At 71.9% G+C, this 25,871-nt stretch carries 21 protein-coding genes; 10 read left to right on the plus strand and 11 right to left on the minus strand.

Annotated features, from left to right (window positions below; translation table 11 throughout):
* Window positions 1-27 precede the first annotated feature (27 nt).
* The 9 genes from ACLHRZ_RS28655 to ACLHRZ_RS28695 form a co-directional block, all read right to left on the minus strand.
* Window positions 28-249 (minus strand): DUF1049 domain-containing protein, encoded by a 222-nt coding sequence (locus ACLHRZ_RS28655; RefSeq protein WP_490421455.1) that lies wholly within the window; start codon window positions 247-249, stop codon window positions 28-30.
* A 12-nt stretch (window positions 250-261) separates the two neighbouring features.
* Window positions 262-963 carry a 4'-phosphopantetheinyl transferase family protein gene (locus tag ACLHRZ_RS28660; protein WP_490421456.1) on the minus strand — a complete coding sequence of 234 codons (702 nt, stop codon included), beginning with the start codon at window positions 961-963 and terminating at the stop codon, window positions 262-264.
* 90 nt (window positions 964-1,053) lie between these two features.
* On the minus strand, window positions 1,054-3,042 hold the full coding sequence (locus ACLHRZ_RS28665) for a prolyl oligopeptidase family serine peptidase (RefSeq protein ID WP_490421457.1): 1,989 nt from the start codon (window positions 3,040-3,042) through the stop codon (window positions 1,054-1,056).
* A 29-nt stretch (window positions 3,043-3,071) separates the two neighbouring features.
* The gene (locus ACLHRZ_RS28670; protein WP_490421458.1) at window positions 3,072-4,463 is read right to left on the minus strand and encodes a M20/M25/M40 family metallo-hydrolase; all 1,392 of its coding nucleotides are present in this window, start codon (window positions 4,461-4,463) and stop codon (window positions 3,072-3,074) included.
* Window positions 4,456-5,292: a M55 family metallopeptidase gene (locus ACLHRZ_RS28675; protein ID WP_490421459.1), complete on the minus strand. Its 837-nt coding sequence runs from the start codon at window positions 5,290-5,292 to the stop codon at window positions 4,456-4,458. Before ACLHRZ_RS28675 ends, ACLHRZ_RS28670 begins: the two co-directional genes overlap by 8 nt.
* A gap of 50 nt (window positions 5,293-5,342) precedes the next feature.
* Entirely contained in the window at window positions 5,343-6,059 is a 717-nt protein-coding gene (locus tag ACLHRZ_RS28680) for a class I SAM-dependent methyltransferase (RefSeq protein WP_490421515.1), read from the minus strand.
* 82 nt (window positions 6,060-6,141) lie between these two features.
* Complete coding sequence (locus ACLHRZ_RS28685; protein WP_490421460.1) at window positions 6,142-8,550, minus strand: MFS transporter; 2,409 nt, start codon at window positions 8,548-8,550, stop codon at window positions 6,142-6,144.
* A 244-nt stretch (window positions 8,551-8,794) separates the two neighbouring features.
* Complete coding sequence (locus ACLHRZ_RS28690) at window positions 8,795-9,253, minus strand: SRPBCC family protein (protein ID WP_490421461.1); 459 nt, start codon at window positions 9,251-9,253, stop codon at window positions 8,795-8,797.
* Window positions 9,254-9,403: 150 nt separating this feature from the next.
* Window positions 9,404-10,039, minus strand: coding sequence for a HEAT repeat domain-containing protein (locus tag ACLHRZ_RS28695; protein WP_490421462.1), 636 nt, complete (start codon window positions 10,037-10,039; stop codon window positions 9,404-9,406).
* A 327-nt stretch (window positions 10,040-10,366) separates the two neighbouring features.
* Here ACLHRZ_RS28695 and ACLHRZ_RS28700 point away from each other — a divergent pair, with 327 nt between their 5' ends.
* The 9 genes from ACLHRZ_RS28700 (at window position 10,367) to pssA (ending at window position 21,365) form a co-directional block, all read left to right on the plus strand.
* Entirely contained in the window at window positions 10,367-12,199 is a 1,833-nt protein-coding gene (locus ACLHRZ_RS28700; RefSeq protein ID WP_490421463.1) for a 3-hydroxyacyl-CoA dehydrogenase family protein, read from the plus strand.
* Window positions 12,200-12,284: 85 nt separating this feature from the next.
* The gene (locus tag ACLHRZ_RS28705; protein ID WP_490421464.1) at window positions 12,285-13,133 is read left to right on the plus strand and encodes a TetR family transcriptional regulator; all 849 of its coding nucleotides are present in this window, start codon (window positions 12,285-12,287) and stop codon (window positions 13,131-13,133) included.
* Between the two features lie 415 nt (window positions 13,134-13,548).
* Complete coding sequence (gene ccrA / locus ACLHRZ_RS28710; RefSeq protein ID WP_490421465.1) at window positions 13,549-14,922, plus strand: crotonyl-CoA carboxylase/reductase; 1,374 nt, start codon at window positions 13,549-13,551, stop codon at window positions 14,920-14,922.
* A 10-nt stretch (window positions 14,923-14,932) separates the two neighbouring features.
* Window positions 14,933-16,945, plus strand: coding sequence for a protein meaA (locus ACLHRZ_RS28715; protein WP_490421466.1), 2,013 nt, complete (start codon window positions 14,933-14,935; stop codon window positions 16,943-16,945).
* Window positions 16,942-17,967: an HpcH/HpaI aldolase/citrate lyase family protein gene (locus ACLHRZ_RS28720; RefSeq protein ID WP_490421467.1), complete on the plus strand. Its 1,026-nt coding sequence runs from the start codon at window positions 16,942-16,944 to the stop codon at window positions 17,965-17,967. Before ACLHRZ_RS28715 ends, ACLHRZ_RS28720 begins: the two co-directional genes overlap by 4 nt.
* A 5-nt stretch (window positions 17,968-17,972) precedes the next feature.
* Window positions 17,973-18,485: a MaoC family dehydratase gene (locus tag ACLHRZ_RS28725; protein ID WP_227725030.1), complete on the plus strand. Its 513-nt coding sequence runs from the start codon at window positions 17,973-17,975 to the stop codon at window positions 18,483-18,485.
* 1 nt (window position 18,486) lies between these two features.
* Complete coding sequence (locus ACLHRZ_RS28730; RefSeq protein WP_490421468.1) at window positions 18,487-19,692, plus strand: acyl-CoA dehydrogenase family protein; 1,206 nt, start codon at window positions 18,487-18,489, stop codon at window positions 19,690-19,692.
* Between the two features lie 169 nt (window positions 19,693-19,861).
* A complete protein-coding gene (locus tag ACLHRZ_RS28735; protein ID WP_490421469.1) occupies window positions 19,862-20,518 on the plus strand; it encodes a phosphatidylserine decarboxylase in 657 nt (218 codons plus the stop codon).
* Window positions 20,505-21,365, plus strand: coding sequence for a CDP-diacylglycerol--serine O-phosphatidyltransferase (gene pssA, locus ACLHRZ_RS28740; protein WP_490421470.1), 861 nt, complete (start codon window positions 20,505-20,507; stop codon window positions 21,363-21,365). Before ACLHRZ_RS28735 ends, pssA begins: the two co-directional genes overlap by 14 nt.
* A 133-nt stretch (window positions 21,366-21,498) precedes the next feature.
* On the opposite strand, the gene ACLHRZ_RS28745 is transcribed toward pssA, so the two are convergent.
* A complete protein-coding gene (locus tag ACLHRZ_RS28745) occupies window positions 21,499-22,590 on the minus strand; it encodes a glycerate kinase (RefSeq protein ID WP_490421471.1) in 1,092 nt (363 codons plus the stop codon).
* Between the two features lie 123 nt (window positions 22,591-22,713).
* Between ACLHRZ_RS28745 and ACLHRZ_RS28750 the strand changes: the two genes are divergently transcribed.
* Window positions 22,714-24,393, plus strand: a complete 1,680-nt coding sequence (locus ACLHRZ_RS28750) for a BCCT family transporter (RefSeq protein ID WP_490421472.1) — start codon at window positions 22,714-22,716, stop codon at window positions 24,391-24,393.
* Between the two features lie 226 nt (window positions 24,394-24,619).
* Here ACLHRZ_RS28750 and ACLHRZ_RS28755 read toward each other — a convergent pair whose 3' ends face one another.
* A complete protein-coding gene (locus tag ACLHRZ_RS28755; RefSeq protein WP_490421473.1) occupies window positions 24,620-25,762 on the minus strand; it encodes a serine hydrolase domain-containing protein in 1,143 nt (380 codons plus the stop codon).
* Between the last annotated feature and the right edge of the window lie 109 nt (window positions 25,763-25,871).

Here is a 25,871-nt window from a genome sequence, read left to right on the forward strand (position 1 = left end):
CCCCCGAACCGATCTCCAACTGAAGGGCTAGGGCCGCCGCCGTACATGCACGAAGCGTCCCAGGACCCAGCCGATCACCAGCATGGCGACCAGCGTCAGCCACAGCGGCGCGGACACCTCCGGGACGATGAGGCGGATCGTGATGCGCCGGGTGTTCTCCAGCACGAAGACGAGCAGCAGGACCAGGACGGCGAGCACCACGACCCTGGAGGGCGTCAGCGCGTCACGGACGCGGCTTGCCAGGCTCATGCCTCCACCATCTCAGCGGCCCGTGGGCACCGCCACCGCGATGGCCGCCGCATGACCCTGACCTGCGTCGACGTCCGTGAGCACCCAGCCGGGCGGCGAGGCCGGGACCTCGCCGGAACCGACGTAGGTGACGGCCGGGCTCTCGGAGAGGCCCGTGCCGGTCCCCTTGAGATAGGCCTCCTTGCGGGTCCAGCAGCGCGCGAAGGCCGGCGGGCGGACGCGGTCCGGGAGGGCGTCGAGCTCCGCGACCTCGCGGGGGTGGAGCATGCGGGACACCTCTGTCACGACGGACAGGGGTTGCTCGACCTCGACGTCGGCGCCGACCGGGGTGTCGGCGAAGGCGAGGAGGGCGAGGTCGCCGGAGTGGGAGAGGTTGAAGTGGAACGGCGCCCCGGCGACGGCCGGGCGGCCGTGGGGGCCGCCGCAGCCGGGGCACGGTTCGCGGCTGAGCCGGACCCCTGCGGGGGGCTCACCGAGGTATGCGCCCAGGAGGCGGCGCAGGGCCAAGTGGGAGGCGGCGTAGCGGTTGCGGTGGATGTCGTGGACGAACGCCCTTGCGCGTTCGCGCTCTTCGGGGTCGAGGACCGGGTCGTATTCCGCTGCCGTCGGTGTCGGGTGCTCCGCGATGCGGAGCAGCCAGACGTGCGGCGGGCCGCCGCGGGCCCACCCTGACGGGAAGGGGTCGTGGCCGAGGATGCGGGGCCGTATCACCATGTGGATCACCCTACCGGGGCGCCGCGCCCCGTAAGGGGCGCGGGGAGCTGCGCGAGCAACCACAACGGACCCGCACCCGCAGGACGGCCCCTACTCCCCCAGCTTCAGCACCGGCACCCCCGGGTCCACGACCCCGAACACCTGCGCGTACAGCGACAGTTCCGCCTCCAGCGCCCGTACCATCGTCTCCTTCCGCCGGAACCCGTGCCCCTCCCCCTCGAACGACAGGTACGCGTGCCGCACCCCGCACCCTGCGACCGCCTCCAGGAAGCGGTCGCACTGTTCCGGTGGGCAGACCGGGTCCTCCAGGCCCTGCAGGAGCAGGAAGGGCGCCTTCACGCGGTCCGCCCGCGTCAGCGGGGCCCGGTCCCGGTACCGTTCGGGGACCTCGTCGAAGGAACCGATCAGGAAGTCGAGGTAGCGGGACTCGAAGTCGTGCGTGCCGCCGTCCGCCCAGCCCACCAGGTCCAGCACCGGGTACAGGACGGTGCCGCACGCGTACACGTCCGTCGACACGAGCGACGAGGCCGCGGTCCAGCCGCCCGCGCTGCCGCCGCGCACCGCCAGGCGGGCCCGGTCCGCCGTGCCCTCCTCGGCCAGCGCAGCGGCCACGGCCGCGCAGTCCTCGACGTCGACGACACCCCAACGGCCGCGCAGGCGTTCGCGGTAGGCACGCCCGTAGCCCGTCGAGCCGCCGTAGTTCACGTCGGCGACGCCGATGCCCCGGGAGGTGAAGTAGGCGACGTCCAGGTCGAGGACGGCGGGCACGCGGGACGTGGGGCCGCCGTGGGCCATCACCACGTACGGCGGGAGTTCGTCGGCGGGGCCGGTGAAGTCCGGGCTGTGCGGCGGGTAGATGTGGGCGTGGATCTCGCGGCCGTCGGGGGCCGTGAAGACGCGGATCTGCGGTTCGGGGTAGTAGGCGGGGTCCACGGGGTCCGTGTGCCGGGCGCCGATCGTGCGGGCCCGGCCGGTGGCCGTGTCCAGCTCGACCACCTCGTACGCGGTGCGCGGGCTCGCCGCCACGCCCACGGCCCGGGTGCCGCTCACCGCGAGCGTCCCCGCCCACTCGGTCCACGGCCCGGCCGCGTCGACCAGTTCCCCGGACTCGGGGTCGAGTATGCCGAGGACGGCCGCGCCCTTGCCGTGCACCACCGCGATCAGCCCGTTGGCCAGCGGCGCGAACCACCGCAGGCCCGGCGTCCACAGCGGCCCCGCGAACTCCTCCTCGCGCCGGCACAGTTCGGCGGCCGCGCCCGTGGCGGGGTCGACGCGGTGGAGGTTCCACCAGCCCGTGCGGTCGGTCGCGACGATCAGCGAGCCGTCGGCCGCCCACTCCGCCTGGGCGATGGCCTCCTCCGGCCCGCCCAGCAGCGTGCGGGCGTCCACGAGGCGGCCGTCCTCCGTCACCCGGGCCGTCCTGAGCCCGGTGCCCTCCCACGGCATGCGCGGGTGGTCCCAGGCGAGCCACACCGCCTGCCGCCCGTCCGGGGAGAGCCGGGGGCCGGTGACGAAGCGGTGGGCGTCGTCCGACAGTTCCCGCACGGCGGAGCGGTCCTCGGCCGCCGAGCCGTCCAGCGGGACGGCCGCGAGGAAGCGGCGCACGTCCGACGGGCCCTCGCCCGTGAACTCCTCGGCCATGCACCACACTTCGCCCCGCCCGGGCACGATCACCGGGTCCGCCCAGCGCAGGCCTCCGCCCACCGCCGACACCGGCGTCAGCGCCACGGGCTCCGCGCCCCCGGGCGCGTCCGGCTCGAAGGCGTACAGCCGCTGGTCCCCGAAGTGGGTGAAGACCAGCAGCGGGCCGCCCGCCGGCCGCGGCACGCCCGCCCACGGGAAGCCGCTGTACTCGAAGACCCGGTTGCGCACGTTCCACGGCACGGGCAGCGCGGACTCCTCGGCGCCGTCGGGGCGCCGCCGCACCAGGGTGGCCCGGCCGGCCTCGGCCGGGCGCGGAGCGACCCACCACACCTCGTCGCCCACCGTGCCCACGCACGTGGGCCGGCCGCTGCGCGACGCGACGAGCGCGGCATCGATCGGGGACTGCCAGGCTCCGTAGGGCGCCGTGGACACCATGGGCCACTCCTCCTCGGGACGGTGTTCGCTCAGTTCACCGAACTGTCTTCCTCACGTCGTGCCCGTTCATTGTGCTCATCCATGGGCTCATCCATGAAGTAGTGGTCGAGAACACGGACTCCGAAGTGCAGCGCCTCGACCGGAACCCGCTCGTCGACGCCGTGGAACATCGCCTGGTGGTCGAAGCCTGCGGGCAGCCGGAGCGGGTTGAAGCCGTACCCCGCGATGCCCAGGCGGGAGAACTGGTTGGCGTCCGTCCCGCCGGACATGCAGAACGGGACCACGTGCCCCTCCGGTGCGAAATACTCGATCGCGGCCTTCATGCGCGCGAACACCGGGGTGTCGACGGGTGCTTGGAGCGCCTCGCCCTTGTGGTAGTACTCCCAGTCCACGTGCGGCCCGGTGAGCCGGTCGAGGGTGTCGCGGAACTCCTGCGCGGCGCCTGGCACGACCCGCCCGTCCACGTAGGCGATGGCCGTGGCCGGGATGACGTTGATCTTGTATCCGGCGTGCAGCATGGTCGGGTTGGCGCTGTTGCGCACGGTCGCCCGCACCAGCTTGGCCGCCGCGCCCAGCTTGTTCAGCAGGCACTCCACGTCGAAGTCCGGTGCGTCCGGGTCGGTGTCGATGCCGTGCGCCGCGGCGAGTTCGCGCAGCGCGGCCCGGACGAGCGGGGAGAGCCGTACCGGCCACTCGTGCTCGGCGATCCGCTGGACGGCGGCGGCGAGGTGGACGATCGCGTTGTCGGGGTTGACCTTGGAGCCGTGCCCCGCCGTGCCGCGCGCGGTCAGTTTCAGCCAGGCGCTGCCGCGCTCCCCCGCGCCCACGGGGTAGATCTGCAGGCCGCCGTCGCCGTGGAAGGTGTACGCGCCGGACTCGCCGATGCCGACCGTGCACCCCTCGAACAGCCCGGCGTGCTCCCGGGCCAGGAAGTCGGCCCCCGTGAGGGCGCAGTCCTCCTCGTCGGCCGTGAAGGCGAGCACGACGTCGCCGCGCGGCCGCACCCCCGCCCGGACCCAGGAGCGCACCAGGGCCAGCAGCATGGCGTCCGCGTTCTTCATGTCGACCGCGCCGCGGCCCCAGACCACCCCGTCGCGGACCTCGCCAGAGAAGGGGTGGACGCTCCACTCGGCGGGCTCGGCCGGCACCACGTCCAGGTGCCCGTGGAGCAGCGTCGCCGCGGCGCCCGGGTCCGAACCGGCCAGGCGGGCCACGACGTTGGTCCGCCCCGGTTCCTTCTCCAGCAGCACCGGTTCCAGGCCCGCCTCGGCGAGCTGCTCCGCCACGTACTCGGCGGCCGGGCGCTCCCGGCCGTCCCCGCCACCGCGATTGGTGGTGTCGATCCGGATCAGGTCCGAGGTGAACCGCACCACCTCGTCGAGCGCGAGCCCGTCCACCCGGTCCGCCGTGCCGTCATCCATACTCTTCCTCCACCGCCGCCGACACGACGGTCGTGACCGCCTTGAAGCAGCGGATGCCGTCGTACATGGTCGGCGTGGTGAAGGTGATCCGGCGCTCGCCGCACTGTTCGACGCCGGGCACGCAGGTCGCCTGGCCGGCGAGGTGCTCGGCGTCGAACTCCAGCTCCCAGGTGAACGGCCCGCCCCGGACCGGCTCGTGCCGCACGGCGAGCCCGGCGGCGTCCTTCGCCGCGGCCCGGATGTCCGCTGCCGTACGGGCCGGCGGGCGGCACACGGCCGCGTACCGCGAGACGTAGTCCTTGACCGCGACCGAACGGGCCCGGGGCGCATACCCCTTGGCGTCCTCGCACGTCCGGTCGTCGCCGGTCACCAGCACCACGGGCACACCGTATTCGGCCACGACCAGGGAATTGAGGAACCCTTCGCTGGCCCGCGTGCCGCCCACCCGGACGCCGGTCAGCGAATTGGCCAGGTACGTGTGCGCGAGCACCCCCTCCGCGCCGGCCGCGGCGTGGTAGCCGACGAAGGCGATCCCGTCGACGTCGCCGCGCTGCACGCCCTCGACCATGCTCAGGGCCTTGTGCTTGCCGGTGAGCATCTCGGCCCGTTCGTCCAGCTTCTCCAGCAGCAGGTTGCGCATGCTCCAGTGCGCCTCGTTGACGAGGACGGCGTCGGCGCCGCCGTCGAAGAAGCCGGCGACGGCCGCGTTGACGTCGGAGGTGAAGAGGTGGCGGCAACGCTCCCACTGCGCCGCCCCGGGCAGCACGTCGCCGGGCCAGGTGACCCCGGTGGCGCCCTCCATGTCGGCCGAGATCAGGATCTTTACCATGTCCCCGTTCTATCGCACGAACGGGGACACGTCAGCGGAATGCGGGAGCGTCAGCCGCGGCCCGCCACGAACCACTCGCCCGGCACGGCCCCGTGGGCGAGGTCCGGGCCGAGCCGGCCGGTGGCGACGTCCGCCGCGCCGGAGGCCAGGATCTCCAGGCCCGCGCCGCGCAACAGCGCCTCGACCTCGCCGGGCTGCGTACGGGCGGGCTTCAGGCCGTGCTCGAAGACCCGCCCGAGCTGCGCCGCGACGGGGCCGTCCGGCACCTGCGCCATCCGCTCGATCAACTCCTTGGCCTTGCCCGCGAGTTCCAGCACGAAGGCGCGGCCCCGGGCCCCGGTCAGCGTCGCCACGGCGGCGGCGACCGGGGCGCGGTCCTGCGGGTCGGACTGGTGGATGACGGCGCGCATGTAGACGTTGCAGTCCCCCAGCCGCTCGCGCAGGGCGCGGACCGCGGCGGCGTCCACGAGGTCGAGCTGCTCGAACTCCGCCGAGGCCGCGCCGTCGGCGCGCCGGGCGTGCTCGACCGCAGCGTGCGACAGGTCGACGCCGACGGCGCGGGCGAAGCGGGTGGCCAGGTAGCGGGTCTGGGTGCCGCTGCCGCAGCCGAGGTCGACGATGGGGAGTCCGGGGTCGATGTACGGGCCGAACAACTCGAGGTGCCGACCGGCCGCGAGGGAGGGGTTGACGTCCCAGATGGCACCGTCCTGGGCGCCTGCCTGCTCGGCCCAGAAGCCTTCCCAGGCTTCGCGATAGCGGTTATTCATCATGCGTTGAGTATTGAGCGGGCGGGGCGGGGACGGCAAGGGGGATTTCGGCCCCGGTCCACGCCCGCCCACCCGCCCGTCCTCAGTCCGCGTGACCCAGCATCAGGTCCCGCTCCGTCCGCCCGCCCCCGGCGACTTGGAGCACCGTGGCCACCGGCGGGTACCCCGCGGCGATGACCGTGTACTCGCCCGCCGACAGGTCCACGAAGCGGAACGTGCCGTCCGGGCCCGTCACCGTCGAGTCGACCACGTTGCCCGCCGCGTCCAGCAGCGTCACCCGGGCGTCCTCCACCAGGCGCCCCCCGCCCGCGCGGACGGTGCCGCGCAGCACCGCGCCGCCCGCCAGCTCGATGTCCTGGCGGGTCTCGCGTGCGGACTGGACGGTCACCGGGAGCGCGGCCGGGCGGAACGCCGGGGCGCTCGACGCCAGCGTGTACTCGCCGGCGATCAACTCGGCGATGACGTAACCGCCTTCCGGTCCGGTCCGGGTCGAGGCGACGACCTCGCCGTGCACGTTCGTCAGCGTCACCAGCGCCTCCCGCACCGGCGAGCCGTCGGCGGTGCGCACCGTCCCGGCCAGGCGGCCGGCACCGCCGAGCACCACGTCCAGTTCGACGGGGCGTTCGCCGACCGTCACGGTCACGGCCTGCGGCTGATGTCCGCCGGCCGCGGCGATGAGGACGTACGAGCCGGTGCCGGGGGTGCTCAGGGCGTACCGCCCGTCGTCGCCGCTCGCACCGCGGCCGATCTGGCGTCCGTGGACGTCGATGAGGGTGATCGCGGCGCGCGGCACGGTACTGCCGTCGAGGTGCTGGACGGCGCCCGTCACCGGGATGCCCGCGACGAGCGGCGGCGGCGCCGGGGTCACCGGGTCGATGAAGGATGCGGTGCGCGCGGACGGGATGGCGGCGTCGGGTGCATTGAGGTGGGACACCAGTGGTTTCTCTTTCAGCAGGAAGGCGAGCACGAAGCCCACGATGAGCACCGGTACGAGGTAGAGGAAGATCCGCGGCATGGCCTCGGCGTAGGCCCGGACGTAGCCGTCGCGCAGGGATGCGGGCAGGGCGTGCACCAGCTGCGGGGTGATGGAGTCCGGGGCCGGGAGGTCCGCGCGGTGCGGGAGTTCGGTGGCGAGCCGGGCGGAGAGGCGGTGGGCGAAGAGCGTGCCGAAGACGGCCGCGCCGAGCGAACCGCCGATCTGCCGGAAGTAGTTGTTGGCGCTGGTGGCGGTGCCGAGGTCCTGCGGGTGCACGGAGTTCTGCACCGCGAGGACGAGGACGGGCAGGGACAGGCCGATGCCGACGCCGAGGATGGCCATCCAGAGGCTGTAGACGATCCGGCCGGTGCCCGTATCGAGGTGGGACAGCAGATACATGCCCTCGGAGGAGAGGGCGAGGCCGAGGATGGGCAGCAGCTTGTAGTGGCCGGTGCGGCTGATGAGGTGGCCGGCGAAGAGCGAGGAGACGACGATGCCGCCCATCATGGGCAGCATCAGCAGGCCGGACGCGGTCGCGCCGACGCCGTCGACCATCTGCAGGAAGCTGGGCAGATAGCTGGCGGCGCCGAACATGGCGACGCCGACGACCGCCCCGACGAGCGCGGTGACGGTGAACACCGGGTCGCGGAACAGGTGCGGTGGCATGATCGGCTCGGCGGCGAACTGCTCGACCACGGCGAACAGCAGCGTCGTGCCCAGCGCCCCCGCGCCGAGCCCGAGGATCGTGCGGGAGGTCCAGGCGTACTCGGTGCCGCCCCACGTGGTCAGCAGCACCAGGCAGACGGAGGCCGTCGTCAGCAGCAGGGCGCCGAGGACGTCGAAGCGGGCCCGGCGCGGCGGCCGGGGCAGCTTGAGGGCGCCGCCGACGACGGCGAGCGTGAGGAACCCGAAGGGGACGTTGACGTAGAAGCACCAGCGCCAGGAGGTGTGATCGGTGAAGAAGCCGCCGAGCAACGGGCCCGCGACGGAGGCCAGTCCGTACGCGGCGCTGATGACGCCCATGTAGCGGCCGCGCTCGCGGACCGGGACGATGTCGGCGATGATGGCCTGCACGCCGATCAGCAGCCCGCCGGCGCCGACGCCCTGCAACGCCCGGAAGGCGATGAGCTGTTCCATCGTGCGGGACCAGCCGGCCAGGCCGGAGCCGGCGATGAAGACGACGATGGCGAAGACGAAGACGGTCTTGCGCCCGGTGATGTCGCCGAGCTTGCCGTAGAGCGGCAGGACGACCGTGGAGGTGAGGAGGTAGGCCGTGACGGCCCAGGACATCCTGCCGAGACCGTGCAGTTCACCGACGATCTTGGGCAGGGCGGTGGCGACGATGGTCTGGTCGAGGGCGGCGAGGAGGAGCGTGAGCATCAGGCCGGCGAAGACCAGGCGCACTCTCGCGGGACCCGGCGGGGACTCCCCCTCGGCGGGGACGGCTGCGGCCGGGGGCGGGAGGAGTGTGCTGTCGCCCTTCACCACGGTGGTCTCGACGATGGACCCGCCCACGTAACTTCTCCCCTTCGTCGCGCCTGCGTTGCCGCCTTTTTCTCGCATTTCGCTGCAAGAGGGGCAAGCACGGGCAAGCGCGACGATTCGCCCCGGATTGCCGTTCAGGCGGACTTTCCGCCGGTCGGAGCGGGGGCGGGGGTGGCCGGAAGAGGGAAGCCCGGCCGGGAAAACCACTCGAACCGGTGAGCCCGGAACGGTCTGTTCCGGCCCGGGCCCCGGGTGCCGGGGATGCGGCGGGCGGTCAGTCCGCGCTCTGCCCGCCCTCGGTCTCGGCCGCGAGACGGGCGAGCACGGCGTCGTGGATGCGGCAGAGGCCCTTCGGCGCGAAGGTCCGCTCGAAGAAGCCGCCGATGCCGCCGGCACCGTCCCAGACGGTCTGGACCACGGCCTTGGCGCGGCCCTCGCCGACCGGGGTGACCGTCCAGGTCGTCACCATCGAGGAGTTGCGGTCCTTCTCCACCAGACGGCCGGTGGACGGCTCGGAGACCTCCAGCAGGCAGTCGCGGACCCGCTTGCTGGTGGCCTGGAGCTTCCAGTGCACCAGGGTGCCCTCGCCGTCGCCGCCCTCGCGCACCTCGTACTCGCTGAAGTGCTCGGGGAGCAGCTTGGGGCGGACGCCGCTGTAGTCCGCCAGCGCGTCGAACACGTCCTCCGCACTCGCCGCGATGATCCGCTCCGTGGTCGCCTCGACCTGACCCATGGCTTTGTCCTCCGGACGTTCGTACCTTGCCGTTCTGCCTTGCGGCACAGCCAACCATCATCGGGGGTACCGCCCAAATCCGGTGCGGGGCCCCCGGTACGGCGCCCGGCCGCCCGATTGCCCGGAAGGCGCCGTGCGCCGTCTGCGGGCTCATCGTGGCTGGTCGCGCAGTTCCCCGCGCCCCTTGCGGGGCGCCCCCAGGCGCGCCAGCGCCACCACGGCCGCCGGCCGCAACCGCTCGTGTTCGCGCGCTGCCACCAGCGCGGCCTCCGCGCGCCGGTCGCCGAGCACCCCCAGCCCCTCCACGCACGCGCGGGCGATCGGCCAGCAGTGGTCGCGCGCCGCGAGCAGCCGCTCCAGCGTGGAGAGGAGCGCGGGCACCGACTCGGGAGCGCGCAGCTCGGTCAGCAGGCGCACGGGGTGCAGGGCGTATGCAGTGCGCAGCGGATTGGTGGCGAGGGCCGCCGCCGCCTTCGCGGTGCGCGGGTCGCGCAGCCGGGCCAGGACGCGCGCGGCCGTCGCGCAGCGCACCGGTTCGCGGTAGTTGAGGAGGAGGACCAGCGTCTCGAAGGCCCGGCGGTCGCCCTGGGAGCCGAGGGCGAAGGCGGCGATCTCCCGTGCCCACAGCGGCCGTTCGGGGGCGACGAGGACGTGCGCCAGCTCGTCGCGCGCCGCGCGGCCGTCGGCGCGGACGAGCGCGAGGAGCTGTTCGTACGCCGAGAACTCGGCAGGGGAGACCAGTTCGGCCCGAACCCGCTTCAGCAGCGCGCGGAATTCCTCTTCCATTTCCCGCTCTCCTCCCCGAGTGGCCTGGACCACATCGTAAGTCGCGCGCACAGCCCCTGGTGCTCTTGGTTACCCATGAGTTAATCTCCCGGCCGGAGCGGGTATCCCCTCTCCGGCGGCCTGGTGACGCAGCCGCCCTGCACTGACGTCGGTTCGGCAGCACGGCGCGGCCCCGGGACAGGGCCCGCCGCCCGCAACTCCCGTTCCGCGGACCCCCCTTACCCGTTACCCGTCCGCGGTTTTCCTCAGTCGCCGTGCCCTGTTCACGGGCCCGCCGGCCGCCGTCTCCCCCGTGTCCGCAGACGGGGGCTTCCCTTGGAGTCCGCGATGGACCGACTGTCCCGTCCCGATCCGTCTCCCCTCCCCCATCCCGCCCCGTCCGCCCCGCCGTTCGCGACCGTCGCCGTGGTCGGCCTGGGCACCATGGGCACCGGCATCGCCGAGGTGCTCACGTGTGCCGGCCGGACCGTCGTCGGCATCGACGTCGGCGAGGAGGCCGCCGCCCGTGCCGCAGCCACGCTGGAGGCCGCGACCGCCCATGCGGTGGAGCGCGGGCGGATCAGCGAGGACGAGCGCCGGGCCGCCCTGGCCCGCTTCCGCACCTCCTGCGAACTGCGGGACGCCGCCGGGGCGGATCTGGTGATCGAGGTCGTCCCCGAGAACTACGCCCTCAAACACGAGGTGTTCACCGCCCTCGACGCCGTGGTCCGCCCGGACACCATCCTGGCGACGGGCACCAACGCACTGTCGGTTACCCGGCTGGCCGCCGACTCCGCCCGCCCCGAACGCGTTCTGGGCCTGCACTTCTTCAACCCCGCGCCGGCCATGAAGCTGGTCGAGGTCGTCTCCTCGGTGCTCACCTCGCCCGACGCGGTCACCGCCGTCACCGCACTCGCGCGCGAGCTGGGCAAGGAGCCGGTCGCGATCGGCGACCGCCCCGGATTCGTCGCCGACGGGCTGTTGTTCGGCTACCTCAACCAGGCGGCGACGATGTACGAGGCGCGCTACGCCTGCCGCGAGGACATCGACGCGGCGATGCGGCTGGGCTGCGGGCTGCCCATGGGCCCGCTCGCCCTGCTGGACCTGATCGGCATCGACACCGCCCGCACGGTCCTGGAGGCCATGTACGCCGCCTCGCACGACCGGCTGCACGCACCCGCCCCGATCCTGGGCCAGCTGTCGGAGGCCGGGCTGACCGGCCGCAAGGCGGGCCGCGGCTTCTACACCTACGAGGCCCCCGGCTCCGCCGTGGTCGTCGCGGATGCGGAGAGCCCCGGCGAGACGCACGACGCGGCGGCCGGGCACAGCGTCCGGAGCGTCGGCGTCGCGGGGTCGGGCACGATGGCGAGCGGGATCGCCGAGGTGTTCGCCAAGCGGGGGTACCCGGTGGTGCTCGTGGCCCGCACCCCGGAGAAGGCGGAGGCGGCCAAGGCGCGCATCGCCAAGTCCCTGGCCCGGTCGGTGGAGAAGGGCCGGATCACCGAGGAGCAGCGGGGGACGGCCCTGGCGGCGGTCACCACGGCGGGCTCGCTCGACGCGCTCGCGGACGTCGACCTGGCGATCGAGGCGGTGGCGGAGGACCTGGAGGTCAAGCAGCAGCTCTTCGCGGCGCTCGACAAGATCTGCAAGCCGGGGGCGGTGCTGGCCACGACCACGTCCTCGCTGCCCGTGGTGGCGTGCGCCCGTGCGACCGGGCGCCCGCAGGACGTCGTCGGCATGCACTTCTTCAACCCCGCGCCCGCGATGAAGCTGGTCGAGGTGGTGCGGACGGTGCTCACGTCCGACGAGGTGCACGCCACCGTGCGCGCCGTGTGCGCCGGGGTCGGCAAGCATGCGGTGGACTGCGGGGACCGCGCCGGGTTCATCGTCAACGCGCTGCTGTTCCCGTACCTCAACAACGCGGTGAAGATGGTGCAGGAGAACTACGCCTCGCTGGACCAGATCGACGCGGCGATGAAGCTGGGCGGCGGCTACCCGATGGGGCCGTTCGAACTCCTCGACGTCGTGGGGCTGGACGTCTCGCTGGCCATCGAGAAGGTCCTGCACCGCGAGTTCCGCGACCCGGGGCTCGCCCCCGCGTCGCTGCTGGAGCACCTGGTGGCGGCGGGGCGTCTGGGGCGCAAGACCGGCCGCGGCTTCCGCGAGTATGCGAAGGCCTGACGCCGACGCCGGCTGGGGCGGGCTGCTGGAGCCCACGGGCGGTCCGCCCCGGCACGGCCACTCGGACGCGTGTTACGTTCCCCACATGCCCCAGCCCGCCAAGTCCGCCCACGGCACCCGCGCCTCCGGGAGCGCCGCACTCGAACCCGCCGCGCCCGGAAGCGCCCGGGCGCCGCGGAGCGCGAGCTCCGCGGGCGCCGGCTCCCGCCGTGCCGCCGCCCAGCGGCTCACCATGCGCCGCCGACTCGCGACGGCCGCCATGGAGTTGTTCGCGACCAAGGGCTACGAGGCGACGACGGTCGACGAGATCGCGGCCGCGGCCGGGGTCGCCCGGCGCACCTTCTTCCGCCACTTCCGCTCCAAGGAAGAGGCCATCTTCCCCGACCACGACGACACCCTCGTGCGGGCCGCCGACGTGCTGGAGGCCGCTCCCGCGCACGAGAACCCGCTGGACACCGTCTGCCGGGGGATCAAGGAGGTCATGCGGATGTACGCGGCCTCCCCGGCCGTCTCCGTCGAGCGCTACCAGCTGACGCGCGAGGTGCCGGCGCTGCGCGAGCGCGAGATCGCCTCGGTGGCCCGCTACGAGCGGCTGTTCACCCGCTACCTGCTGGGCCACTTCGACGAGGGCGCCCACCACACGGGCGACGACCCGCTGCTCGCCGAGGTGGCCGCGTCCGCGGTGGTGACCGCGCACAACCACGTGCTGCGGCGCTGGCTGCGCGGCGGCGGCGAGGGCGATCTGGAGGCGCAGCTCGACCACGCCTTCGCCATCGTGCGCGAGACGTTCGGCACGGGGATCGGGGCGGGGCGCGACGCGGCGCCCGCCGCGTCGGCGCGGGCCGAGGGGTCGGTGCTCGTCACCGTGGCGCGCACCGATGCGCCGCTCGGCGAGGTCATGCGGGTGATCGAGAAGGCGCTCAAGTCCACCTGATCCATTGCAACTGCGGGCCGTCTTCGGTTGCTCGCGCCCACGCGGCGGAGCCGCATGATGTAACAGCCCCGCGCCCCTTACGGGGCGCAACAGCGGCCGTCCCATCCGGGGCGGCCGCTTTGCTCATTCGTGGCCCTCAGATGACATCTGAGAGAAATTGTTGGCACGCAGTGTCTTGTCGCATGGCACGCGGTGCCATACGTTGAGCGTGTCCGGGCGGCCGGCGCGCAGACACCACGTCGTGTGCCGGCTGTCCCCACAAGCACCTTGTGCGCCCGGACGCCTGCGTCACAGGCACCAGTTGCGCCACCAGCGCCTGCCGAGCACCACCCGCCGAACCGACGGCACCGCCTCTCCGCACCACCCCCGACGTTCCCTCGAGCCGTTCGAAGACGTGCTTCGCCGGAGGCCCACCGTGAACCAGATACTCGACGCGATCCTCGCGTCCGACACGTCGAGCGAGGACTTCGCCTCGCTGCCCGTCCCCGAGTCGTACCGCGCGGTCACCGTGCACAAGGACGAAGCGGAGATGTTCGCCGGGCTCCCCTCCCGGGAGAAGGACCCGCGCAAGTCGCTCCACGTCGAGGAGGTGCCGGTGCCCGAACTCGGGCCCGGCGAGGCGCTCGTGGCCGTCATGGCCAGCTCCGTGAACTACAACTCGGTGTGGACCTCGATCTTCGAGCCCGTCCCCACCTTCGCCTTCCTGGAGCGCTACGGGAAGCTCTCCCCCCTCGGCAAGCGGCACGACCTGCCGTACCACGTCATCGGCTCCGACCTGGCCGGCGTGGTGCTGCGCACCGGCCCCGGCGTCAACGCCTGGAAGCCGGGCGACGAGGTGGTGGCCCACTGCCTCTCCGTCGAGCTGGAGTCCGCCGACGGGCACAACGACACGATGCTCGACCCCGAGCAGCGCATCTGGGGTTTCGAGACCAACTTCGGCGGTCTGGCCGAGATCGCGCTGGTGAAGTCCAACCAGCTGATGCCCAAGCCGCGGCATCTGAGCTGGGAGGAGGCCGCCGCTCCCGGCCTGGTCAACTCCACCGCGTACCGGCAGCTGGTCTCCCGCAACGGCGCCGGGATGAAGCAGGGCGACAACGTGCTGGTCTGGGGCGCGAGCGGCGGACTCGGCTCGTACGCAACCCAGTTGGCGCTTGCCGGCGGCGCCAATCCGATCTGTGTGGTCTCCAGCGGACAGAAGGCGGAGATCTGCCGCCGGATGGGCGCCGAGGCGATCATCGACCGCAGCGCAGAGGACTACCGGTTCTGGAAGGACGAGCACACCCAGGACCCGCGGGAGTGGAAGCGTTTCGGCAAGCGCATCCGCGAACTCACCGGCGGCGAGGACGTCGACATCGTCTTCGAGCACCCCGGCCGCGAGACCTTCGGCGCCTCCGTGTACGTCACCCGCAAGGGCGGCACCATCGTCACCTGCGCCTCGACCTCCGGCTACAACCACCAGTACGACAACCGCTACCTGTGGATGTCGCTGAAGCGCATCATCGGCTCCCACTTCGCCAACTACCGCGAAGCCTGGGAGGCCAACCGCCTGATCGCCAAGGGAAAGATCCACCCGACGCTGTCGAAGACCTACACCATGGCCGAGACCGGTCAGGCGGCGTACGACGTGCACCGCAACCTCCACCAGGGCAAGGTCGGCGTGCTGTGCCTGGCCCCCGAGGAGGGCATGGGCGTGCGCGACGCGGAGATGCGGGCGCAGCACATCGACGCCATCAACCTGTTCCGTGACGCGTCAGCGGAGCAGACCATCCAACACAGCAAGAACGTGTGAGCGCCGAAACATGAGCGAGCGTCAGAAGGATCGTCCGTGGCTGATGCGGACGTACGCCGGCCACTCCACCGCCGAGGCGTCCAACGAGCTCTACCGGCGCAACCTCGCCAAGGGCCAGACCGGTCTCTCGGTCGCGTTCGACCTCCCGACGCAGACCGGCTACGACTCCGACCACGTCCTCGCCCGCGGCGAGGTGGGCCGGGTCGGGGTCCCGGTCGCCCATCTCGGCGACATGCGGCGGCTGTTCCGGGACATCCCCCTGGAGCAGATGAACACCTCCATGACCATCAACGCCACCGCCATGTGGCTGCTGGCGATGTACCAGGTGGTCGCGGAGGAACAGGGCGTCGACATCACGCAGTTGCAGGGGACGACGCAGAACGACATCGTCAAGGAGTACCTCTCGCGCGGGACGCACGTCTTCCCGCCGGGCCCCTCGCTGCGGCTGACGACGGACCTGATCACCTACACGGTGAACCACATCCCGAAGTGGAACCCGATCAACATCTGCAGCTACCACCTGCAGGAGGCGGGGGCCACGCCGGTGCAGGAGATCGCGTACGCGATGTCCACGGCGATCGCCGTGCTGGACGCCGTGTTCGCCTCCGGCCAGGTCCCCGAGGAGCGCAAGGGCGAGGTCGTCGCCCGCATCTCGTTCTTCGTCAACGCGGGCGTCCGGTTCATCGAGGAGATGTGCAAGATGCGGGCGTTCGCCCGCATCTGGGACACGGTCACCCGCGAGCGCTACGGCATCACGAACCCCAAGCAGCGCCGTTTCCGCTACGGCGTGCAGGTCAACTCCCTCGGCCTGACCGAGGCGCAGCCGGAGAACAACGTCCAGCGCATCGTCCTGGAGATGCTGGCCGTCACCCTCTCCAAGGACGCCCGCGCCCGCGCCGTCCAACTGCCCGCCTGGAACGAGGCATTGGGGCTGCCGCGCCCCTGGGACCAGCAGTGGTCGCTGCGCATCCAGCAGGTGCTGGCGCACGAGAGCGACCTGCTGGAGTACGAGGACATCTTCGCCGGGTCGCACGTGATCGAGGCCCGGGTCGACGCCCTCGTCGAGCAGTGCACGGCCGAGATCGCACGCATCCAGGAGATGGGCGGCGCACTGGCGGCCGTGGAGTCCGGATATCTGAAGTCCCAGCTGGTCTCCTCGCACGCCGAGCGGCGCGCCCGGATCGAGGCGGGCGAGGAGAAGATCGTCGGCGTCAACTGCTTCGAGACGACCGAGCCCAACCCGCTCACGGCCGATCTCGACACCGCCATCATGACCGTCGACCCGGCGAACGAGGCCCGGGTCGTCGCCGCCCTGCACGCCTGGCGCGACGACCGCGACGAAGTACGCGCCCAGGAGGCCCTGTCGGGGCTGAAGAAGACCGCGGCCGGGGACGGCAACCTGATGGCGGCCACCCTTGAGTGCGTCCGCGCGGGCGTGACGACCGGCGAGTGGTCCTGGGCCCTGCGGGACGTCTTCGGCGAGTACCGGGCGCCCACGGGCGTCGGCGGCGCCCCCGTGGCCGTGACCGCCGAGGCCGGCACCCCGCTGGCGGCCGTCCGCGAGAAGGTCGCCCGCACGGCCGCCGACCTGGGCTGCGGCAAGCTGCGCCTGCTGGTCGGCAAGCCCGGCCTGGACGGCCACTCCAACGGCGCGGAACAGATCGCCGTGCGGGCCCGCGACGCCGGATTCGAGGTGGTCTACCAGGGCATCCGGCTCACTCCGGAGCAGATCGTCTCGGCGGCCGTCGCCGAGGACGTCCACTGCGTGGGCCTGTCGATCCTCTCGGGCTCGCACGCCGAGCTCGTGCCGGACGTCCTGACCCGGCTGCGCCGCGCGGGGGCGCCGGACATGCCCGTGATCGTCGGTGGCATCATCCCGTCCGCCGACGCCGCCGCTCTGCGGGCGGCCGGTGTCGCAGCGGTCTTCACCCCGAAGGACTTCGGGATCACGGAGATCATCGGCCGTATCGTCGACGAGATCCGCACAGCGAACCAGCTCGACCCTCTGGAGGTCTCCGCATGACCACGCCTTCCCCTGCCCACCCGTCGCCCGCCACCACCCCGGCCGGAAGGCGCTTCGCGCCTGCCCCTGTCAACCGGCTGCGCCCGCGCCGCTCCTGCCTCGCCGTCCCGGGCAGCAACCCGCGCTTCCTGGAGAAGGCCCAGGGCCTGCCCGCGGACATGGTCTTCCTCGACCTGGAGGACGCCTGCGCACCGCTGGTCAAGGAGAGCGCCCGGCACAACATCGTCGACGCGCTCAACACCGGCGACTGGTCGGGCAAGACGCGTGTGGTCCGGGTCAACGACTGGACCACGCAGTGGACGTACCGCGACGTCATCACGGTCGTCGAGGGCGCGGGCCCCAACCTGGACTGCATCATGCTGCCCAAGGTGCAGGACGCCCAGCAGGTCGTCGCCCTGGATCTGCTGCTCACGCAGATCGAGAAGACCATGGGCTTCGAGGCGGGCCGCATCGGCATCGAGGCGCAGATCGAGAACGCCAAGGGCCTGGTGAACGTCGACGACATCGCCGCCGCCTCGCCGCGCCTGGAGACGATCGTCTTCGGCCCGGCGGACTTCATGGCCTCGATCAACATGAAGTCCCTCGTGGTCGGCGAACAGCCGCCCGGCTACCCGGCGGACGCCTACCACTACATCCTCATGCGGATCCTGATGGCGGCCCGCGCGCACGACCTGCAGGCCATCGACGGCCCGTACCTGCAGATCCGCAACGTCGAGGGCTACAAGGAGGTCGCCCGTCGCGCCGCGGCGCTGGGCTTCGACGGCAAGTGGGTGCTGCACCCGGGCCAGGTGGACGCGGCCAACGAGGTCTTCTCGCCCTCGCAGGAGGACTACGACCACGCCGAGCTGATCCTGGACGCCTACGACTACTGCACCTCCGAGGCGGGCGGCAAGAAGGGCTCGGCGATGCTCGGCGACGAGATGATCGACGAGGCGAGCCGCAAGATGGCCCTGGTCGTCGCCGGCAAGGGCCGGGCGGCCGGCATGTCCCGCACCTCCAAGTTCGAGATCCCGGAGGCGTGAGGGCGATGCAGTTCGGCCGTACCTACGAAGAGTTCACCGTCGGGGACGTCTACAAGCACTGGCCGGGGAAGACGGTCACCGAATACGACGACCACCTGTTCTGTCTGCTCACGATGAATCATCATCCTTTGCACATGGACAGCAACTATGCCGAGAAGACGACCGATTTCGGCAAGAATGTAGTGGTCGGGAACTACATTTATTCACTGCTGCTCGGCATGTCCGTGCCGGACGTCTCGGGCAAGGCGATCGCCAACCTCGAGGTGGAGTCGCTCAAGCACATTGCGCCGACCTTCCACGGTGACACCATTTACGGCGAGACGACCGTGCTGGAGAAGACGCCGTCGAAGTCCAAGAGCGACCGCGGCATCGTGTACGTGGAGACCCGCGGCTACAAGCAGGACGGCACCGTCGTCTGCGTCTTCCGGCGCAAGGTGATGGTCCCCACCGCCGAGTACACCGACAAGCGCGGCGGGGAACAGCCCGGCCGCCCCGAGCCGATCGTCCGGGAGAAGTGACATGGGGCGCCTCGCGCAGACCGACGGTCTGACGGACATCCAGCGGGAAATCCTCGCCACCGTCCGCGATTTCGTCGACAAGGAGATCCTCCCGGTCGCCACCGGCCTGGAACACCGCGACGAGTACCCGACGCGGATCGTGGCGGGCCTCAAGGAACTCGGCCTGTTCGGGCTGATGATCCCGGAGGAGTACGGCGGCCTCGGTGAGTCCCTTCTCACATATGCGCTGTGCGTGGAGGAGCTCTCCCGCGGCTGGATGAGCGTGTCGGGCATCGTCAACACGCACTTCATCGTCGCCTACATGCTCAAGCAGCACGGCACGCAGGAGCAGAAGGACCACTTCCTGCCGCGCATGGCCACGGGCGAGGTGCGGGGCGCCTTCTCCATGTCGGAGCCGAGCCTGGGTTCCGATGTGTCGGCCATCACATCCAAGGGGGTGCGCGACGGCGACGACTTCGTCCTCAACGGCCAGAAGATGTGGCTGACCAACGGCGGCTCGTCGACCCTCGTCGCGGTGCTGTGCCGGACCGACGAGGGCCATCCCGAGGGGACGGCGCCGCACAAGTCGATGACGACCTTCCTCGTCGAGAAGGAGCCGGGATTCGGGCAGGTCAAGCCGGGCCTGACCATTCCCGGCAAGATCGACAAGATGGGGTACAAGGGTGTCGACACCACCGAACTGATCATGGACGGCCTGCGGGTTCCGGCCGGTCGCGTGCTCGGCGGGGTCACCGGACGCGGCTTCTACCACATGATGGACGGCGTCGAGGTGGGCCGCGTCAACGTCGCCGCGCGTGGCTGCGGCGTCGCACAGCGTGCCTTCGAACTCGGCGTCTCCTACGCCCAGCAGCGTCAAACGTTCGGAAAACCCATCGCTCAACATCAGGCGATCCAGTTCAAACTGGCCGAAATGGCTACAAAGGTCGAGGCGGCCCATGCCATGATGGTGAATGCGGCGCGGAAGAAGGACTCGGGTCAGCGCAACGACCTGGAGGCCGGAATGGCCAAATATCTGGCCTCCGAGTACTGCAAGGAGGTCGTCGAGGACGCCTTCCGCATCCACGGTGGCTACGGCTTCTCCAAGGAGTACGAGATCGAACGCCTCTACCGCGAGGCGCCGATGCTGCTCATCGGTGAAGGTACAGCCGAGATCCAGAAAATGATCATTGGGCGCCGGCTACTCGAGGAGTACCGGATCCAGGGCTGAATGTCCGGTTAGAGGCGATATAGCAGAGAAGAAGATCACACCCCGTCATCGGTGTTCGGCCAGTGACTGGCCCTGGCGCTTGGCCAGTTGCCGCCCGCAACCGATAGCATCCCCGGAAAGCCGCCGTCCCCCAATCGTTACGCGGCACCCTCCGCTACGAAGGTCACCCATGCCCCACAGCTCTTCCTCTGCACCTCGAGACAGCCTCGCCGGCGTACGCCTCGCGCGCGGAGCATCGCCGTGGCTCCTCCCGACCGTCGCCACGGCCGCGGTCAGCCTCACCCGGGCCCGTCGCTCCGGGCGCTGGGCGGCGCTGGCCGTGCCCGCCACCGCGCTCGCGGCGGGCATGCTGTGGTTCTTCCGCGACCCGGAACGCGAGATCGCCCAGGGCCGCGTCATCTCGCCCGCCGACGGTGTGGTGCAGAGCATCATGCCGTGGAAGGACGGGCGCACCCGCGTCGCCATCTTCATGAGCCCGCTGAACGTCCACGTCAACCGTGCGCCGCTGGCCGGCACGGTGACGTCCGTCGAGCACATCCCCGGCGGCTTCGTTCCGGCGTTCAACAAGGAGAGCGAGAACAACGAGCGCGTCGTCTGGCACTTCGACACCGAGCTCGGCGACATCGAGATGGTGCAGATCGCCGGCGCCGTCGCCCGCCGCATCGTGCCCTACGTCACCGCGGACACCAAGGTGGAGCAGGGCGACCGCATCGGCCTGATCCGCTTCGGCTCGCGCGTCGACATCTACCTCCCCGAGGGTGTCGAGGTCGCGGTCGAGGTCGGGCAGGCCACCACGGCAGGAGTGACCCGCCTTGACCGTGATTGATCCCGACACCCAGGCCGCCTGGGTCCCCGAGGCCGACCCCCTGGATCCCGACGGCACGGACGACATGCCGCTGTCGACCCGGCTGTCGATAGCGGACACCCTCACCCTGGGCAACGCGATCTGCGGGTTCATGGCCGTGTACTTCACCACCACCGGCGTCCTCATCCCGCACCTGACGGGCAACGAGGACGGCGGCATGGCCCGGCACAGCGCGGCGACCGCGGTGATGCTGATGCTGCTCGCGTCGGTCTTCGACCTCTTCGACGGGCTCGTGGCGCGCAAGCTGCGCTCCTCGGCGATGGGGGCGGAGCTGGACAACCTCTCCGACCTGATCAGCTTCGGCCTGGCGCCCGCCTACTTCGTGGTCGTCTGGGGCATGGTCGCCGACGACGCGATGCAGCGCGTCTCGGCCGTGGCCGCGATCGTGGTGCTGCTGGCCGTGGTCCTGAGACTGGCCCGCTTCTCGTGCGTGCCGATACGGGACGGCATCTTCCAGGGCATGCCGAGCCCCTTCGGGGCGCTGACGGTGGTCTCCATCGTGCTGCTGGAGCTCCCCTTCGTGCCGACGCTGCTCGCCATCGTGGGTGTGGCGTGGCTGATGGTGAGCCGGGTCGAGTACCCCAAGCCGCGGGGCCGGCTGGCGGTGGCGATGCTCAGCTGGATCGTCCTCAGCATGGGCCTGCTGGCGGCCTGGGCCTTCGAGGCCCCGGGCGGCGAGCTGCTGCTGCAGACGGGGTGCGCGCTGCAGGTGGTGCTGGGCGCGGTCATTCCGCTGTTCGCGACGGCGCGCCGGGTGAACACGTTCCGTGACAACCGGCGCGAGGCCAGGGCAGCGCAGCTGCCGTAGACGGTGACCTTGTGGGGCCCCGAACCGCTGACGGTTCGGGGCCCTTCGCGTTGTTCCCGGGTGCGGGCCGGTGGGCGCTGCGGCCTTCCCCCGCCCACCTACCCGTTGATGCCCACCGGGAGAGGCTCCGGGCTCAGCCCAGGAAGTCCCGGGCGATGGACTCGGCGATCCGCTCCAGCAGCGGCCCCGCGTGGGCCATGCACCGCTCCGGATCCGGTTCCAGATCCGTCAGGGCGTAGGCCCGCGAGATCCCCGCAGGGACAACGGTCAGCCGCCCGCAGACGGCGACGACCTCGACACCGGCGGCACGGGCGGCCGCGGCAACGCCGACAGGGGCCTTGCCGTGCAGCGTCTGCTCGTCCAGCGAGCCCTCCCCCGTGATCACGAGGCGGCAGCCGGCCACGGCCCGGTCGAAGCCCAGCGCGTCGAGCATCACCTCGATCCCGGGGCGGAACGTCGCACCGAGCCCCACCAGCGCCCCGTACCCCACGCCCCCGGCGGCCCCGGCCCCGGGGGCGCCGGCCAGCGCACCCCCGTCGAGCACCTGCGCAAAGCGCGCGAGGGCCGCGTCCAGCAGCGCCACGTCGCCCGGCGAGGCCCCCTTCTGCGGCCCGTACACGGCGGCCGCGCCCCGCGGCCCGGTCAGCGGATTGTCGACGTCGCTCGCGAGCACGACCTCCGTGCCGCGCAGCCGCGGGTCGAGTCCGGACAGGTCGGCCGTCACGAGCGCCGCGAGCCCCGCTCCCCCGGGCCCGACGGGCCGGCCCGCCCCGTCCAGGAACCGTGCCCCGAGCGCGGCGAGCATCCCGGCGCCGCCGTCCGTCGTGGCGCTGCCGCCCACGCCCAGCACGATCGTCCGCGCCCCTTCGTCGAGCGCGGCCCGCACCAGCTCGCCCGTGCCGTACGTCGTGGCCGTCAACGGCGCCCCGGCCCCGTACCGCAGCCCGGATGCCTCGGCCATCTCCACCACGGCGGTGCCGTCCGCGCGCCGGACGGCGTACGCCGCACGGACCGGCCGCCCCGCCGGGCCCGTGACCGGCACCTCGCGCCGCTCGTACCCGGCCGCGACGGCCGCGTCCACCGTCCCGTCCCCCCCGTCCGCGACGGGCAGCGGGACGACCTCGGTCCCCGGCACGGCCCTCCGCAGCCCGGCACCGACGTGCTCGGCGACCTCGACGGCCGTCAGCGAGCCCTTGAACTTGTCCGAGGCGATCAGCACACGCATCACTTCTGCCACCCTCCGTCCGTCGCGCCGCAGTGACCCTATCGGCGGGAACCGGGGGTGCCCAGAGCTGCGGCGGCGTGCCAGCCCGGGCATTCGGCCTCTTCCCGGCCATAGTGGGGCGTCATGAGCACCGACGCGCACGATCCCCAGGCGGGCCCCCCGGACCGGCCGCTGGTCGCCATCGGCGGTCTCGCCGTCGTGGCGGTGGTCGCCTGGGCGGCCCTCGGCAAGCACTCCTTCGACCGGGTGTCCGGGACGGCCCTGGGCTGGGTGCTGAACAACTTCGCGTGGCTGTTCGTGATCGCCGCCGACGTCTTCCTCGCGCTGTGCGTGATCATCGCCTTCAGCCGGTTCGGCCGGATCCGGCTCGGGCGGGACGACGACCAGCCGGAGTTCAGCAGCCTCGCCTGGATCGCGATGATGTTCAGCGCGGGCATGGGCATCGGCCTGATGTTCTACGGGGTCGGCGAACCGCTCCAGCACTTCGTCTCCCCGCCGCCGGGCAGCGGGGTGACGGCCGGCTCCCCCGCGGCGGCCCGGACGGCGCTGGAGTACTCGTTCTTCCACTGGACCCTGCACCCCTGGGCCATCTACGGAATGTCCGGTCTGGCCCTGGCCTACGCCGGTTTCCGCAAGGGCCGCAGCAACCGGCTCAGCGCCGCGTTCGCCCCGCTGCTCGGCGAGGAGCGGGCGGCGGGCTGGCCGGGCCGGGTGATCGATCTGCTGGCCGTCTTCGCCACCGTCTTCGGCACGGCGACGAGCCTGGGCCTGGGAGCCCTCCAGGTGTCCAAGGGCCTCAACATCACCACCGGCGTCCAGGACTCCCGGTCGCTGGAGCTCGTCATCATCGCCGCCCTGTCGGCCGCCTTCGTGCTCTCCGCCTTCTCTGGCCTGCACAAGGGCGTGAAGTGGCTCAGCACGCTCAACATCGTGCTGGCCGCCTGCCTGATGCTGTTCGTCTTCGTGGCCGGCCCGACGGTCTTCGTCCTCAACACCATTCCGGCCGCGACGGGCGGCTACCTCCACGACCTGCTGACGCTGGCCACGCGCACCGGCGCCTTCACGGACTCGAAGTGGCTCGGCGCGTGGACGGTCTTCTACTGGGCGTGGTGGCTGTCGTGGGCCCCGTTCGTCGGCACCTTCATCGCCCGTATCTCCCGTGGCCGGACGATCCGCGAGTTCCTGATCGGCGTACTGCTGGTGCCCAGCGGCGCGACGGTGGTGTGGTTCTGCGTGATGGGCGGCAGCGCCCTGCGGCTGGACATGACCGGCGCGGCCGACATGGCGGGAACGGTCAAAGAGGGCGCGGAGGCCTCGCTGTTCGCGCTGCTGGACACGCTGCCGCTGTCGACGGTGGCGTCGTGGCTGGCGATGGTGCTGGTGATGACGTACTTCATCACCAGCGCGGACTCCGCGTCCCTCGTGATGGGTTCGCTGACCAGCCGGGGCGCGCTGCACCCGCGGACGTGGCTGGTGGTGACGTGGGGCGTGCTGATGGCCGCGGTGGCAGCGGTGCTCCTGGTGGCCGGCGGCCTGGGCTCGCTCCAATCGGCCACGATCCTCGTGGCGTTGCCGTTCGTCGTGGTGATGCTGGCCCTGTGCTGGTCCCTGCTGAGCGAACTCCGCGAGGACCCCGGCGCGGGCCCCGCCCGGCACCACGCACTGCACGGCCTGGGCGACGCGATGCGCACGATGATCGGCGAGGCCGTCACGGAGACGGGACCGGTAAGACACCCACGGCTGCGGCGCGTTGTGAAGAGCGCGCGAGAGCGGGGGGACGACACGGAGGGTGGACGGGGGTAGGGAGGGGGCTCGCGCACGGCTTTCGGGACCGCCATGGGGAGCGGCGATGCCCCCGACTCCCGCCCCACAGGCCCATGTTCGATACATACGCCGGTCGAGTCTCCGAGAACGCTTCACCGCACGCGGCGCCGGGCGACGCTCCCGCATCCAGCGGGCCGCCGACACACCGACGGGGCGCTCCGGGCACGTCATGAACCCCGGAGTGCCCCGCGAACGGCGAGGCCGCTCAGCCCTTCACGCACCCCCGGACCGCCGCCAACAGCCGCTCGGCGCGCGGGTCCCCGTAGCCGATCATGCGGTTCGGCACGTAGGCGAAGCCGACGCCGAACTCGTCGTCGCCGAAGGCCACCGGGCCGCCCGAGCCGTCGTGGCCGAAGCTGCGGGCGCCGAGCAGCGGGAGCAGGCTCGAATCGAGCCTGAAGCCGGTGCCCCAGCGGGCGCCCATGTCCGGCATGCCGCCCCACGACGCACCGGCCGTCCGCTCCCGCACCGCGTCGGTGACCGTCTCGTGCGACAGCAGGCGCGGCCGGCCGTCCACGCCGGTCGCCACCGCCGCGTACAGCGCGGCCAGGCCGCTCGCCGACGAGACCGCGCCCGTCGCGGGGACCTCGGCGGTCAGCATCGCGGGAGAGTTCCAGCCGCGCGGGTCGTCGATGCCGGGGAAGACGAACTCCCCGTTCATCGTGAGGATCCGGTAGAAGATCGACTCGGGACCCGGCAGCCCGGGCCGGCCCTCGGCCTCCGTGAGCCGGGCCAGCCGTGGCACCTCCTCCTGCGGCACGCCGATCCAGGTGTGCAGGCCGAGGTCGTCGGCTATCGCCCTGCGGAAGTAGGCGCCCGGGGTGAGCCCGGTGACGCGCCGGATCGCCTCGCCGGCGAGCCAGCCGAGGGTGTGGCCGTGGTACTCGTACGCGGTGCCCGGCTCCCAGTAGGGCTCCTGCACCTCCAGGGCCCGGACGACCGGGTCCCACTGCATGATCTCGGCGAAGGACGGCGTCAGGTCGATGACGGGCAGTCCGGCGCGGTGCGCGAGGACCATGCGCAGCGTGATCCCCTCCTTGCCGCCCTGCGCGAACTCCGGCCAGTAATCGGCCATCGGCGCGTCGAGGTCGAGGCGGCCGTCCTGGGCGAGCAGCAGGGCGCAGATCGTCACGATGCCCTTTGCGGTGGAGAACACCGGGGCGGCGGTGTCCGCCTCCCACGCCCTGCCGTCCCGCTCGTCCGCGATACCGCCCCACAGGTCCACGACCTTGCGTCCGCCGACGAACAGGGAGACGGCCGCGCCGAGTTCCCCGAATTCGTCGAAGTTGCGGGAGAACTCGTCCGCGACGGGCCCGAACCCCTCGTCGGCCCATCCGTTGTGCTTCACCTGACCGCTGCCTTTTCGTACGCAGGACATTCGACCCGGGAACCATACGTGTGACGGGCCGCCAGTTCGAACGATATTCCGGAGGGGATCCTCACCTGCAAAAGGCCGG

Source organism: Streptomyces sp. AM25 (assembly GCF_058146165.1).

Coding starts and splice junctions, on each gene's coding strand:
- ACLHRZ_RS28655 (WP_490421455.1), bottom strand. CDS start 249: ATGAGCCTGGCAAGCCGCGTCCGTGACGCGCTGACGCCCTCCAGGGTC.
- ACLHRZ_RS28660 (WP_490421456.1), bottom strand. CDS start 963: ATGGTGATACGGCCCCGCATCCTCGGCCACGACCCCTTCCCGTCAGGG.
- ACLHRZ_RS28665 (WP_490421457.1), bottom strand. CDS start 3,042: ATGGTGTCCACGGCGCCCTACGGAGCCTGGCAGTCCCCGATCGATGCC.
- ACLHRZ_RS28670 (WP_490421458.1), bottom strand. CDS start 4,463: ATGGATGACGGCACGGCGGACCGGGTGGACGGGCTCGCGCTCGACGAG.
- ACLHRZ_RS28675 (WP_490421459.1), bottom strand. CDS start 5,292: ATGGTAAAGATCCTGATCTCGGCCGACATGGAGGGCGCCACCGGGGTC.
- ACLHRZ_RS28680 (WP_490421515.1), bottom strand. CDS start 6,059: ATGAATAACCGCTATCGCGAAGCCTGGGAAGGCTTCTGGGCCGAGCAG.
- ACLHRZ_RS28690 (WP_490421461.1), bottom strand. CDS start 9,253: ATGGGTCAGGTCGAGGCGACCACGGAGCGGATCATCGCGGCGAGTGCG.
- ACLHRZ_RS28695 (WP_490421462.1), bottom strand. CDS start 10,039: ATGGAAGAGGAATTCCGCGCGCTGCTGAAGCGGGTTCGGGCCGAACTG.
- ACLHRZ_RS28700 (WP_490421463.1), top strand. CDS start 10,367: ATGGACCGACTGTCCCGTCCCGATCCGTCTCCCCTCCCCCATCCCGCC.
- ACLHRZ_RS28705 (WP_490421464.1), top strand. CDS start 12,285: ATGCCCCAGCCCGCCAAGTCCGCCCACGGCACCCGCGCCTCCGGGAGC.
- ACLHRZ_RS28715 (WP_490421466.1), top strand. CDS start 14,933: ATGAGCGAGCGTCAGAAGGATCGTCCGTGGCTGATGCGGACGTACGCC.
- ACLHRZ_RS28720 (WP_490421467.1), top strand. CDS start 16,942: ATGACCACGCCTTCCCCTGCCCACCCGTCGCCCGCCACCACCCCGGCC.
- ACLHRZ_RS28725 (WP_227725030.1), top strand. CDS start 17,973: ATGCAGTTCGGCCGTACCTACGAAGAGTTCACCGTCGGGGACGTCTAC.
- ACLHRZ_RS28730 (WP_490421468.1), top strand. CDS start 18,487: ATGGGGCGCCTCGCGCAGACCGACGGTCTGACGGACATCCAGCGGGAA.
- ACLHRZ_RS28735 (WP_490421469.1), top strand. CDS start 19,862: ATGCCCCACAGCTCTTCCTCTGCACCTCGAGACAGCCTCGCCGGCGTA.
- ACLHRZ_RS28745 (WP_490421471.1), bottom strand. CDS start 22,590: ATGCGTGTGCTGATCGCCTCGGACAAGTTCAAGGGCTCGCTGACGGCC.
- ACLHRZ_RS28750 (WP_490421472.1), top strand. CDS start 22,714: ATGAGCACCGACGCGCACGATCCCCAGGCGGGCCCCCCGGACCGGCCG.